The 12,248-nt window shown below is 70.0% G+C and carries 10 protein-coding genes; 2 read left to right on the forward strand and 8 right to left on the reverse strand.

Annotation, left to right across the window (positions count from 1 at the left end; all coding sequences use genetic code 11):
- Positions 1-59: 59 nt before the first annotated feature.
- From QWY84_RS06810 to QWY84_RS06825, 4 genes are read right to left on the reverse strand one after another with little or no spacing between them, the layout of a single operon-like run.
- Complete coding sequence (locus tag QWY84_RS06810; RefSeq protein ID WP_290201760.1) at positions 60-500, reverse strand: VOC family protein; 441 nt, start codon at positions 498-500, stop codon at positions 60-62.
- A gap of 31 nt (positions 501-531) precedes the next feature.
- A complete protein-coding gene (locus QWY84_RS06815) occupies positions 532-1,803 on the reverse strand; it encodes an MFS transporter (protein ID WP_290201762.1) in 1,272 nt (423 codons plus the stop codon).
- On the reverse strand, positions 1,800-3,044 hold the full coding sequence (locus QWY84_RS06820; RefSeq protein ID WP_290201763.1) for a threonine ammonia-lyase: 1,245 nt from the start codon (positions 3,042-3,044) through the stop codon (positions 1,800-1,802). Before QWY84_RS06820 ends, QWY84_RS06815 begins: the two co-directional genes overlap by 4 nt.
- Positions 3,045-3,060: 16 nt before the next feature.
- Positions 3,061-3,465, reverse strand: a complete 405-nt coding sequence (locus QWY84_RS06825; RefSeq protein ID WP_290201764.1) for an acyl-CoA thioesterase — start codon at positions 3,463-3,465, stop codon at positions 3,061-3,063.
- 200 nt (positions 3,466-3,665) lie between these two features.
- On the opposite strand from QWY84_RS06825, the gene QWY84_RS06830 reads away from it, so the two are divergent.
- Positions 3,666-4,703, forward strand: coding sequence for a glucosaminidase domain-containing protein (locus tag QWY84_RS06830; protein ID WP_290201765.1), 1,038 nt, complete (start codon positions 3,666-3,668; stop codon positions 4,701-4,703).
- A gap of 82 nt (positions 4,704-4,785) precedes the next feature.
- Positions 4,786-5,832: a Glu/Leu/Phe/Val dehydrogenase dimerization domain-containing protein gene (locus tag QWY84_RS06835; protein ID WP_290201766.1), complete on the forward strand. Its 1,047-nt coding sequence runs from the start codon at positions 4,786-4,788 to the stop codon at positions 5,830-5,832.
- Positions 5,833-5,878: 46 nt separating this feature from the next.
- Here the strand turns inward: QWY84_RS06835 and metH are convergent, their stop codons facing one another.
- The 4 genes from metH to QWY84_RS06855 all read right to left on the reverse strand — a co-directional run bounded on the left by metH (position 5,879) and on the right by QWY84_RS06855 (position 12,195).
- On the reverse strand, positions 5,879-9,568 hold the full coding sequence (gene metH, locus QWY84_RS06840) for a methionine synthase (protein ID WP_290201767.1): 3,690 nt from the start codon (positions 9,566-9,568) through the stop codon (positions 5,879-5,881).
- Positions 9,569-9,826: 258 nt separating this feature from the next.
- Positions 9,827-10,624 carry a gamma-glutamyl-gamma-aminobutyrate hydrolase family protein gene (locus tag QWY84_RS06845; RefSeq protein ID WP_290201768.1) on the reverse strand — a complete coding sequence of 266 codons (798 nt, stop codon included), beginning with the start codon at positions 10,622-10,624 and terminating at the stop codon, positions 9,827-9,829.
- A complete protein-coding gene (locus QWY84_RS06850) occupies positions 10,621-11,619 on the reverse strand; it encodes an amidoligase family protein (RefSeq protein ID WP_290201769.1) in 999 nt (332 codons plus the stop codon). The genes QWY84_RS06845 and QWY84_RS06850 overlap by 4 nt, the downstream gene beginning before the upstream one ends.
- Positions 11,620-11,670: 51 nt before the next feature.
- Positions 11,671-12,195, reverse strand: coding sequence for a zinc ribbon-containing protein (locus tag QWY84_RS06855; RefSeq protein ID WP_290201771.1), 525 nt, complete (start codon positions 12,193-12,195; stop codon positions 11,671-11,673).
- Positions 12,196-12,248: the final 53 nt, after the last annotated feature.

Here is a 12,248-nt window from a genome sequence, read left to right on the forward strand (position 1 = left end):
TCGCGACTTACGTCGCTCCTACGGCTGGTTGGATTGCCGTGGTCCGCGCCTCCGGCACGTCACCACGTGCCGGTGTTCGGCATCGACGCCCAGGGCTCCTGCTCGGGCAGCGCCTCGCCTTCCTGGAGGAGCTCGATGGAGATGCCGTCCGGCGAGCGGATGAACGCCATGCGGCCGTCCCGCGGCGGGCGGTTGATGGTGATGCCGGCGTCCATGAGCGACCGGCACAGGGCGTAGATATCCTTCACGCGGTAGGCCAGGTGGCCGAAGTTGCGGCCGCCGGTGTACTCCTCCGGGTCCCAGTTCCAGGTCAGCTCGAGCATGGGGGCCTTGTCCTGCCGGGCGCGCGGCTCGTCTTCCGGCGCCGCCAGGAAGACCAGCGTGAACCGACCGGCCTCCACCTCGCGGCGGCTGATCTCCACCATGCCGAGCTTGTTGCAGTAGAAATCCAGCGACTCGTCGAGGTCGCTGATGCGGACCATGGTATGCAGGTATTGCATGGGGGTTGCCTCGGTTGCGGGTGAATACGGGTCAGGCACGGGAACGGCTCGCCTCGGCGGCGGGTGCCGACCAACCGGCGCGGCCGCTGCGTACGCCGGCCCGCACCAAGATACCGGCCGCCGCGAGGGTGAGACCACCCAGGGCGATCATGGTGGGCTCCAGGCCGAACCCGTCACTGGCGGTGCCGACGCCGAGAACCACCGATGCCATGGTCAGGTAGGCCAGCACGTAGAAGCTGGAGACCACCTCGCCCCGGCGATCGATGGGTGCCTCCCGGCTGATGGTGGCCACCGCGCCCATGGCGGTGACGCCCGCGCCGAACGCAGTGGTGACCGTTCCCAGGGCGAAGCCCAGCGGCGACGTCAGCAGGATGCCGACGACGCCGATGCTCATCCCGGCCCCGAGGATCAGCGGGCCGGTGAACAGCAGCTGCTCCGGGTGGTGGCGGCGCGCGAGGAACTGGCCCACGCCGGCGACCAGCTGGAATGCGGCGGCGTACAGCCCGGCCAGGGCGCGATCGTCGATGCCCGCCAGCTCCACGGCCAGCGACGGCCCGAGGGCGGCGTACAGGCTGCCCGTGGACCAGGCCAGGCACATGGCCGCCCCCGCCAGGGCAAAGCTGCCGAAGATCTCCCGGGGCACCGACAGGCGGGTCGGGCGCCAGTGCCGCAGGCGGAATCCCGGGCGGCGCTGCCCCAGGTGCGCCGGCCAGCGCACGGTGACCATGAGCACGATGGTGGCCGCGGCCACGGTACCGACCACCGCGAAGGGGCCCGCCGTGGGCCAGAGGTCGAAGCGCAGGGCCGCGGAGCTCACCAGCGGGCCCGCGGTGGCGCCGGCGGTGAGCGTCATGGCCGAGATCGCCGCGGAGCGCGCCCAGTTGTTGTCGGGGTCCAGCTCCACCAGGGCCGCCGTGGCGGACCCCGTCACGATGCCCGTGCCCAGGCCGGTGAGCAGGCGGCCGACACCCAGCCAGTAGATGTCGCCGGCACTGGCGAAGACCAGCGCGGCGGCGGCCATGCACAGCAGCCCGGGGACCAGGACCTGCCGGCGTCCGGCCAGGTCCGACAGGGCGCCGATGGTGGGAAGGGCGGCGACCACGCCGACGACGTACACGGAGAACATCGCGGTCAGGGCGCCGTCGGAGAATCCCCATTGCGCCTGCCAGACGCCGTACAGGGGCGTCGGGACGTTGCTGGCGAAGATCGCCGTGAATATGGCGAGAATGGCCGCGAGGGCGGGCAGCCGGCGGGCCCGGCGGTCGTCCGCGGATGCGGCGCCGGGCGCGGCGGATGCGCTCACTGGGTACTCCGGCGCTCGTCCGGATGGAGATCGGACAGATCCGGCCGTACCGGGTCGTAGCCGCTGTCGCGGAGGGCGGCGAGGACCTCCGCGAGATGGTCGCCGCCCAGGGTCTCCAGAGTGACCTCCACCTCCACGGCGCGCAGGGGCAGGTCGGTGAACTGGCGCTGATGGGCGATCTGGATGATGCCGGCGTTGTGATCGGCCAGCAGGCGGGTGAGGTCCGCCAGGGCGCCGGGGACATCCGGCACCCCCACGCGCACCCGGGCGACGCGCTCGGTACGCACCAGGCCCCGCTGGATCACCGACGACAGCGCGAGCAGGTCGATGTTGCCGCCGCACAGCACCAGCCCCACGCGGCGTCCCCGGAAGCGTTCCGGATGGGCGAGAACCGCGGCCAGGCCGGCGGCGCCGGCGCCCTCGACCACCGTCTTCTCGATCTCCAGCAGCAGCAGGATGGCCTGCTCTAGGTCCGGCTCGTCCACCAGCACGATCTCGGAGACCAGGTTCCGGATCAGGGGCAGGGTGTGCGCCCCGGGCTGCTTGACGGCGATGCCCTCGGCGATGGTGGGCGGGCCGGTGGCGATGGATTCGCCGGCACAGGCCTGCTTCATGGCCGGGAAGCGCTCCGTCTGCACGCCGATGATCTCAATGTCCGGCTTGATCGCGCGCGCGGCCACGGCCATGCCGCCGACGAGGCCGCCGCCGCCGATGGGCACCACCAGCGTGTCGAGCCCGGCGACGTCGGCGAGCATCTCCAGGGCGATGGTGCCCTGGCCGGCGATGACCGCCTCGTCGTCGTAGGGATGCACGAAGACGTAGCCGTGCTCGGCGGCCAGGTGCTCCGCGTGGGCGCCGGCCTCCGCCACGCCGGCCCCTTCCAGGTGCACGGTGGCGCCGAAGCGCCGCGTGTTGGTGACCTTGAGGTTGGGCGTATGGCGCGGCATGACGATGGTGGCGGCGATGCCCAGCCGGCCCGCGTGGTAGGCCAGGGCCTGGGCGTGGTTGCCGGCGGACATGGCGATCACGCCCCGGCGACGCTCCTCCGGGGTCAGGGCGAGCAGCCGGTTCAGCGCGCCGCGCTCCTTGAACGCGGCCGTGAACTGGTGGTTCTCGAACTTGAGATGCAGCTCGGCGCCGGTCATCTGCGACAGCGTGCGGGCGTGATCGCAGCGGGTATGGTGGACGCCGCCGCGGATGGCGTTCGCCGCCTGCCGGATGGTGTCGATGGTGACCGTCATGGCGCTTGCCAGCCTCTCAGGTCGGGTTGCCGGACGGCATGGGCGGAACCTCGCGCGGCCGCCGGTCGCTGTCCATGGCGACGTAGGTGAACTGCCCGTCGGTGACCAGCAGACGCTCCCGCTGGCCGCCGCCGCGGAGGACCCAGGCCTGGACGTCGACGGTCATGGACGTGCGGCCGACGCGCTGCAGGGTCGCGTAGCAGCACAGCACGTCGCCGACGTAGACGGGCAGGTGGAACTTCATCGACTCCACGGCCACCGTGGCCACGCGGCTGCCGGCGTGCTCGGCGGCCAGCAGGCTGCCGCCCACGTCCATCTGCGACAGCAGCCAGCCGCCGAAGATGTCGCCGGACGGGTTGGTGTCGGCGGGCATGGCCAGGGTGCGCAGCATGAGATCCCCGGTCGGTTGGTCCGGCTGCATGGGCATGGGCCTCGCGCTTGCTGGGATGGTTCGACGTCGCTCCTGCCGTGATTGTACGCCACCGTGTCCGTCGCCGGGAGCATGGTAGGGTGCTCGCATGTGTCGGCGTCCGGGGTCGACTGACCCGCGCTCCCCGGCGCGCCCGCGGCGAACCGTCCGCAAGCAAGTGATCGATAACGAATACGATGGAGGGTGGGCTCTTGTACCAGGACATCCGCAGCAGGCTTCGCAATCATCGCCGAACCGTCGCCGCCGGCAGCGGCGTGGCCGTCGTCCTCGCGGCCGTGACCACCTGGACGCTTCTGCAGGGGCAGACCGCGCCCCCGCCGACCAGCATGCTCCGCGAGGACGAGGAGCTCCCCGAGGATATCCCGGAGCTGCCGGCGGACATTACCTACGACGAGCGCCAGGACGTCCTCCCGCCCATGGTTGCCCTGGACGCGGAGACAGCGGCCGAGCTGGATGCCGCGTTCGAGACCTTGGGCTACTCATGGCCGCCGGCCGGCGAGGTGCCGGCGGTGTCGGTGAGCGCGTTCCCGCCGCTGGACGATCTCTCGGTGGACGAGCGCAAGGCGCTGTTCTTCCGGGCGCTGCTGCCCATGGTCCTGGCGGAGAACCGGATCATGCGGGCGACCCGGGAGCGGGTGCGTATGATTTTCGATCAGGGCGAGGTCGCCCCGGAATCACGGCAGGCCCGCTTGCTGGAGACGCTGGCCGATCGCTTCCGCGTGGAGGGCGGGATCAACAGCGAGGCGTTCCGTACCGAGATGCTGCGCCGGATCGACGTGGTCCCGGTGAGCATGGCGCTGGCCCAGGCGGCGAACGAGAGCGGCTGGGGGCGCTCGCGGTTCACCCGCGAGGCGAACAACCTCTTCGGCATCTGGACCTGGCGCGAGGAGCGGGGCCTGAAGCCGGAGCAGCGCGCGGCGGATGCCACCCACTTCGTGCGCATCTTCCGGGATCTGCGGGCGTCGGTGCGCAACTACATCTACACGATCAACGTGGGATCGGCCTATGATAGCCTCCGGCGGCTGCGCATGCGGCTGCGCGAAAACGGCGACGGGCTCTCGGGGCTGCGCCTGGCGACCGGCCTGGTGGAGTACTCCGAGCGCGGGGAGGCCTACGTCGAGGAGATCCAGGGCATGATCCGCAGCAACGGTCTGCACGAGCTCGGGCGTCTGGAGCTGGTGGCGGTGGACGCGGAGCGGCTCCTCGAGGAGACCGGCGTCAACGACTGAGGAAACGCGGATCCCGGGATCGCATTCGCGATGCAATGCCCGCTACGGACCTTTCTGGAACGAGAGCGTGGGGAGGGATGCCATGGGCGTTTTCGATCATCCGGACTATGACGGGCACGAGCACGTGGCCTTCGGCCGCGAGCCGGTGAGCGGGCTGCGCGCCATTGTCGCCGTGCACGACACGCGCCTCGGCCCGGGGCTGGGCGGGCTGCGCATGTGGCCGTACGCCTCCGAGGCGGAGGCGCTGACCGACGTGCTGCGCCTGTCGCGGGGGATGACCTACAAGAACGCCATGGCCGGCCTGCCCCACGGCGGCGGCAAGGCGGTGATCATCGGCGACCCCCGCCGCGACCGGACACCGGAGCTCATGCGGGCCATGGGGCGCTTCGTGGAGCGCCAGGGCGGATGCTACATCACCGCCGAGGATTCCGGGGTGGGCGTACCGGACCTGCGGGTGCTGTCCGAGGCGACCCGCTACGTGACCGGGATTCCGCTGGCGGGCGCGGACGGGCATTCCGGGGATCCGTCACCGGCCACCGCCCTGGGCGTGTTCACCGGCATCCAGGTGGCCGTGCGCCATGCCCTGGGGCGGGACAGCCTGCAGGGGTGCGTGGTGGCCATCCAGGGACTGGGCAGTGTCGGCTCCCGGCTGGCCGGGCATCTCCACGCCGCCGGCGCCCGGCTCATCGTCAGCGACATCCACCGGGACGCCGTCGAGCGCGCAGTGGCGGACTTCGATGCCCGGGCCGTGGCGCCGGAGGCGATTCACGCCGCCGACGCCGACGTCTTCGCCCCTTGCGCCATGGGGGCCCCCATCAACGACCACACCCTTCCGGAGATCCGCGCCCGGGTGATCGCCGGCGCCGCCAACAATCAGCTCGAGCGCCCCGGGCACGGCGCGGCGCTGCACCGCCGCGGCATCCTGTACGCGCCGGATTACGTCATCAACGCCGGCGGCGTCATCGACGTGGGCGCCCAGTGGGGCAGCTACGACGCGCAGCAGGTCCGCGAGCGCGTCCTCGCCATCGGCGATACCCTGGAGCAGGTCTTCCGCGAGGCGGCCGCCGCCGGCGAGCCGCCGGAGGTCATCGCCGACCGCATCGCCGAGCGCCGCTTCCGCGGCGGCTGAAACTGAAAACGTGCCGGGCCGGCCCTTCAGGCCGGCTCGGCACGGGTTAGTCGTCCGCCTCGTAGCCCAGGTTCGGGGCGAGCCAGCTTTCCAGCTCCCGCTTGGACAGTCCCTTGCGCTTGGCGTAGTCGTCCACCTGGTCCTCGAAGATATTGCCCAGGCCGAAGTAGCGGCTCTCCGGGTGGCCGATGTAGATGCCGCTCACGGCGGCGGTCGGCACCATCGCCTTGCTCTCGGTGAGCGTCAGGCCGATGCGGTCCTGCGGCTCCAGCAGCTCCCAGAGGATGTCCTTCTCCGTGTGGTCCGGGCAGGCCGGGTAGCCGGCGGCGGGGCGGATGCCCTGGTAGCGCTCCTTGATGAGGTCCTCGTTGGCCAGGTCCTCTTCCGGCTGATAGCCCCAGAACTCCTTGCGCACGCGCTCGTGCAGATGCTCGGCGAAGGCCTCCGCCAGGCGGTCGGCCAGCGCCTTGACCATGATGCTGTTGTAGTCGTCATGGTCGGCCTCGAAGCGCTGGATGTGCTCGTCGATGCCGATGCCGGCGGTGACGGCGAACGCCCCCATGTAGTCGGGCTTGCCGCTGTCCTTCGGCGCCACGTAGTCCGCCAGGCTCTGGTTGGGCCGGCCCTCGGGCTTCTCGTTCTGCTGGCGCAGGTGGTGCAGGGTGGCCAGCACCTCCCGGCGCGTGTCATCGGTGTAGAGCACGGTGTCGTCGCCCACCGCGTTCGCCGGCCAGAGACCGAACACGGCGCGGGCGGTGAGCCATTTCTCGTCGACGATCCGCTTGAGCATCGCCTGGGCGTCCTCGAAGAGCTTGCGGGCGTGCTCGCCCACGGTCTCGTCCTCGAGGATCTTCGGGTAGCTGCCGGCGAGCTCCCAGCTCTTGAAGAACGGCGTCCAGTCGATGTACTTGGTCAGCTCTTCCAGCGGATAGTCATCGAGCACCTGGATGCCGAGCTGGTTCGGCGTCACCGGCTCGAAGGCGTCCCAGTCGACCGGGGTGCGGTTGTCGCGCGCCTTGTCGATGGACACCCACTTCTGCTTCTTCTGCCGGGCGGCGTGCTGCTCGCGGACCTTGTCGTACTCCTCCTTGAGCTTGTCCACGTACTCCTTGCGCCGGGTGTCACTGAGAAGGTTCGAGGCGACGCCGACGGCCCGCGAGGCGTCCTTCACGTAGATCACCTCGTTGGTGTACTGGGGGTCGATCTTCACCGCCGTGTGCACCCGGGACGTGGTGGCGCCGCCGATGAGCAGGGGCTGCTTCATGCCGCGGCGCTCCATCTCCTTGGCGACGTGCACCATCTGCTCCAGCGACGGCGTGATCAGCCCCGACAGGCCGATGATGTCCACGTCCTCCTTCTCGGCGGTGTCCAGGATGACCTCGGCGGGCTGCATGACGCCGATGTCGGTGACCTTGAAGTTGTTGCACTGGAGCACCACGCCGACGATGTTCTTGCCGATGTCGTGGACGTCGCCCTTCACCGTGGCCATGAGAATGTGCGCCGCGGGCTTCTCGCCCTCCTTCTTCTCGGCCTCGATGTAGGGCAGCAGCACCGCCACGGCCTTCTTCATGACGCGGGCGGACTTCACCACCTGGGGCAGGAACATCTTGCCGTCGCCGAAAAGATCGCCGACGACGTTCATGCCGTCCATGAGCGGGCCCTCGATGACCTCGATGGGGCGGTCGAACGCCTGGCGCGCCTCCTCGGTGTCATCCTCGACGTAGTCGACGATGCCCTTGACCAGGGCGTGCTCGAGCCGCTTCTCCACCGGCTGCTCACGCCACGCCAGATCCTCTTCCTTCTTCTTGCCGCCCTGGTCCTTGTAGCTCTCGGCTAGGTCGAGCAGGCGCTCCGTGGCGTCGTCGCGGCGGTTGAGGATGACGTCCTCGACGTGTTCCAGCAGCTCCTTGTCGATGTCGTCGTAGACCTCAATCTGGCCGGCGTTGACGATGGCCATGTCCAGGCCGGCCTTGATGGCGTGGTAGAGGAAGGCCGAGTGCATGGCCTCGCGCACGGCGTTGTTGCCGCGGAACGAGAACGACAGGTTGGACAGCCCGCAGGAGACCCGCGCGTAGGGGAGGTTCTCCTTGATCCAGCGGGTGGCCTCGATGAAGTCCACGCCGTAGTTGTTGTGCTCGGGGATGCCCGTGGCCACCGGGAAGCAGTTGGGGTCGAAGACGATGTCCTCGGCCGGGAAGTTGGCCTTCTCGGTGAGCAGCTTGTAGGCGCGCTCGCAGATCGTGATGCGGCGATCGTAGGTGTCCGCCTGGCCCTCCTCGTCGAAGGCCATGACCACCACGGCGGCGCCGTAGCGCTTGAGCTTCTCGGCCTGCTCCAGGAACGGCGCCTCGCCCTCCTTCAGCGAGATGGAGTTGACCACCGCCTTGCCCTGGGTGCACTGCAGGCCGGCCTCGAGCACCTCCCAGTTGGAGGCGTCGATCATGATCGGCACCTTGGCGATGTCCGGCTCGGCGGCAACCAGCTTGAGGAAGTCCTGCATGGCCTGGACGGCGTCCAGCATGCCCTCGTCCATGTTGACGTCGATGATCTGGGCGCCGCCCTCCACCTGGTCCTTGGCCACTTCCAGGGCGGTGTCGTAGTCGCCTTCCTTGATCAGCCGCTTGAACCGCGCCGAGCCGGTGACGTTGGTGCGCTCGCCGATGTTCACGAACGAGCCGTCCTTGCCCAGGTTGAACGGCTCCAGGCCCGACAGCCGCAGGGCGCGCTCCACCTCGGCCACCGGCCGCGGCGGCAGATCCTTGGTGGCCTCGCGCAGCGCCTTGATGTGCTCCGGCGTCGTCCCGCAGCAGCCGCCGATGATGTTGACGAAGCCGCTCTCGGCGAAGTCCTTGACGTACTTCGCCATTTCCTCGGGAGACTGGTCGTACTCGCCGAACTCGTTGGGCAGGCCGGCGTTGGGGTAGACGGCGACGAAGGTATCCGCCACCCGGGAGATCTCCTCGACGAACGGCCGCATCTGCTCGGCGCCCAGGGCGCAGTTCAGCCCCACGGTGAACGGGTTCGCGTGGCGCACGGAGTTCCAGAACGCCTCGGTGGTCTGCCCGGAGAGCGTGCGGCCCGAGGCGTCGGTAATGGTCCCGGAGATCATCACCGGCATGCGGTAGCCGAGCTCGTCGAAGAGGTCCTCGGTGGCGTGGATGGCCGCCTTGGCGTTGAGCGTGTCGAAGATGGTCTCGATGAGCAGCAGGTCCGCGCCGCCCTCGACCAGCCCTCGGGCCGCCTCGAGGTAGGCCTGGCGGAGCTCGGCGTAGGTGACGTTGCGGTAGCCGGGGTTGTTGACGTCCGGGGAGATGGAGGCGGTGCGGTTGGTGGGGCCCAGCGCGCCGGCGACGAACCGCGGCCAGTCCGGGTTCTCTGCCTCGGCGGCGTCACAGGCCTCGCGCGCGATGCGCGCGGCTTCCACGTTCAGCTCGTGGACCAGGTGCTCCATGTGGTAGTCGGCCTGGGCGATGGTGGTCGAGCTGAAGGTGTTGGTCTCGACGATATCCGCGCCCACGGCGAGGTTGTCCGCGTGAATCTCGCGAATGATGTCCGGACGCGTCAGTACCAGCAGATCGTTGTTGCCCTGGACATCGCCGGAGTGATCCTGGAACCGGTCCCCGCGGAAGTCCTCCTCGGTGAGCGGATACTGCTGGATGCTGGTCCCCATGCCGCAATCCAGAAAGAGAATGCGTTCGCTGATCGCCTTCTTGAGTGCGTCGGTTCGATTAGTCATTCGTTCTCGTGTGGTTGCGATGGAAGCTCATCGGAATCGGCCATTATAACGATTGTCGGCGGAGGTACGAGGGGTGAGTCCGGCTGCAGCCGCGGCACGGCGGGCCCCGGTGGCCCGTGAAGCGCCCTGTGAAGGCGGTGCGGCGGGTTTGTTGAGGATATTTCATGATTGCTATGAATCGCCGGGCTTGCCGGCCGGACGGCTCCGGGGGCGGGGCGCCGCGAGCTGCCGCGGGGTGCGGCGGTATCCCCTGGCGGATCAGGGGGTTGACCGTGCGTGGAAGGTATCCGCAGCAACCCGGACCAGCTGCCGGAAGAGCGCGCGTTGCTCCCGTTTCTGCGGCAGGTACTCCGGATGCCATTGCACGCCCACAACGCAGGGCGCATTCGGGTCCTCGATGGCCTGGATGACGCCGCTGTCCTCCCGGGCGACCACCTCCAGGCCGGGCGCCGGCGTGCGGATCGCCTGGCGATGCAGGGAGTTCACGTAACAGTACGTGCGCTCCAGGGCGGCGGCCAGGCGGCTCGACGGGGTGATGCGCACCGGCTTCTGGGGCCAGATAGTCCACAGGTTCGGCGACTCGCTGTAGAACGCCTCCAGGCTTTGGTACAGGCTGCCGCCCCGGATCACGTTCAGCAGCTGCGCACCCCGGCAGATGCCGAGTACCGGCAGCTCCCGCTCCAGGGCCCGGGTGAGCAGGCGCATCTCCAGCGCGTCGCGGTCCGTGTCCGCGGCCAGGGTGTCACGGGTGCTGAGCAGTCGCCGCAGTGCCCAAAGAAGCGGGAACAGCGCCAGCGTCACCAGGAAACGGGGCAGGTTCCGGCTGCTCCGGCGCAGGGCCCGGAAGCCGGGGTGCTCCGGTTCCTCGCCGTAGAGGCCCGGGTCCACGTCCGCGCCGCCGCCGATGATCAGCCCGTCCAGGGCCTCCACCGCCAGTGGACGGGCGGGGGTGATGCGTACGGCCCGGCCGCCGGCCCGGCGGACGGCGAGGCGGGTGCACAGCCACGCGGCCTCGCCGCCGCGGTTGGGTCCGGTGACGCCGATGACGGGTCTCATTCCGCGAGCCAGTCCGGGGTCTGCTCGGCCCAGTCCTGGTCCACCCGGGTGAAGCCCGGCGGACGGCGCTGCAGGTAGGCCTCGGTCATGCGCTGCATGCGCCCGGGCCGGGCCGCGAGCCACTCCACCGCGACCCAGCCCTGCCACTCGCCCGCCAGGGTCCAGGCCGGCTCGTCGATGCGGCAGTCCGGCAGGCGGTAGTGGAATGCCGGGCGGGCGCGCACGAGATGCGCTTCGGGGACTTCGTCCACCACGCTGTCCCCCGCGATGTGGCGGAACAGGGGCAGCATGTCCAGCACGCGATTGCGCGTGGGATTGTGGTGCAGGTAGTCGCCGATGAGCTGCTCCCGGTCCGGGCAGTAGTCCGGCGCCAGGATCATCTGCCGGTAGGGCAGCGGGAAGTCGCTGATGTACGGCGTGACCCGGCGGCTCCAGTCCACGCCGCCGCGGAGGTACAGCCAGTCGGAGAGCAGGAGGAACGCCCGCAGTACGGCAACCAGGCTGCCGGCATCCAGCGAGGCGGCCTCGGGGTTGAGATGCAGGCCGAACGCGTAGAACAGCGATGCCCGGGTGCCCTGGGCCGCGGCGGCCTGGAGCGCCCGGCGCAGCTCCTCCAGGCGGTGAGCCTCCGCGAACGGGATGGGCGGCGTGACCACCTCGTGGGGCACGATGACGCCGGCGACGCGGGCGAGCAGGTCGTCGACGCGCTCGCGGTAGGCCGCTTCGCGGACATTGCTGAAGCCCAGGCGTTCCAGCAGGTCCAGGTAGCTGCCCTGCTTGAGCAGGGCGGTGTCGATCTCCGTGGTGAACGTGCCCCAGGGGGTGTCCGTGATGCGGTGGGAGAAGCGGCTGTCGCGCACCAGGCGACCGCCGTGGACGGCCATGACGGTGGCCGAGACGGTCTCCAGATCCAGGCCGGCGAACTCCAGCTCCACGCCCAGGCGGCGGGGCGTGCCGCCTTCCGTCGTGACCGCCGGGGGCTGCGGAAACGCCATCGCGCTAGCGGGACCGGAACGGGCCGGCCCCGGTCCGGACGCCGACCGCCATCAGTCCGTCACCCGCTCGAAGCGGGTCTCCCGGCATGCGGGGCAGGGCGGGATATGACCCGCCTGGCGGAAATGCATGGCCTTGCCGCAGCCGAGGCAGCGCAGCTCGCCCGGGCCGGTGAGCTCGCCCGTGTGGTAGGTGCCGGCCTCCTGCCACTGCCGGTTGAGCTCCAGCAGCTCCAGGCGCGTACGGTCCGCCGCCATGCTGAAGCGGTCATAGAGCCAGGAGCCGATGAACTGCATGTCCATGCGGAACCAGCCGCGCAGGTCCTCGTCGCGGCTGTCGCGGTCCAGGAAGCGCGCCGCGTCCTCGACGTCGCGGCGGAGGTACTCGCTGATGCGCTCCGCCTCCTCGCTGGTCAGCTCCTCCAGCTCGACGGCCTTCTGGCGCGCCCAGTCCAGGGCCTGCCGCAGGCGCGGGCGGGCCTCCTCGCCGGCCTCCTCCAGCGCCTCGGTGACGCGCTGGAGCATCTTCTCGTAGCCTTCCCGCTGGCGTCGTTCCTTCGGATCCTGCTCGTCGCTCATGATGGCTCCCGTGGCGGCATGATGGCCTATGGTATCGAACTGCCCGCACCCGT

The organism is Aquisalimonas lutea (genome assembly GCF_030409225.1).
Lineage (GTDB): Bacteria > Pseudomonadota > Gammaproteobacteria > Nitrococcales > Aquisalimonadaceae > Aquisalimonas > Aquisalimonas lutea.

Bases quoted from the DNA above. Each gene is read 5' to 3' on its own strand.
- QWY84_RS06810 (WP_290201760.1), bottom strand. From the start codon at position 500: ATGCAATACCTGCATACCATGGTCCGCATCAGCGACCTCGACGAGTCG.
- QWY84_RS06820 (WP_290201763.1), bottom strand. From the start codon at position 3,044: ATGACGGTCACCATCGACACCATCCGGCAGGCGGCGAACGCCATCCGC.
- QWY84_RS06825 (WP_290201764.1), bottom strand. From the start codon at position 3,465: ATGCAGCCGGACCAACCGACCGGGGATCTCATGCTGCGCACCCTGGCC.
- QWY84_RS06835 (WP_290201766.1), top strand. From the start codon at position 4,786: ATGGGCGTTTTCGATCATCCGGACTATGACGGGCACGAGCACGTGGCC.
- metH (WP_290201767.1), bottom strand. From the start codon at position 9,568: ATGACTAATCGAACCGACGCACTCAAGAAGGCGATCAGCGAACGCATT.
- QWY84_RS06845 (WP_290201768.1), bottom strand. From the start codon at position 10,624: ATGAGACCCGTCATCGGCGTCACCGGACCCAACCGCGGCGGCGAGGCC.
- QWY84_RS06850 (WP_290201769.1), bottom strand. From the start codon at position 11,619: ATGGCGTTTCCGCAGCCCCCGGCGGTCACGACGGAAGGCGGCACGCCC.
- QWY84_RS06855 (WP_290201771.1), bottom strand. From the start codon at position 12,195: ATGAGCGACGAGCAGGATCCGAAGGAACGACGCCAGCGGGAAGGCTAC.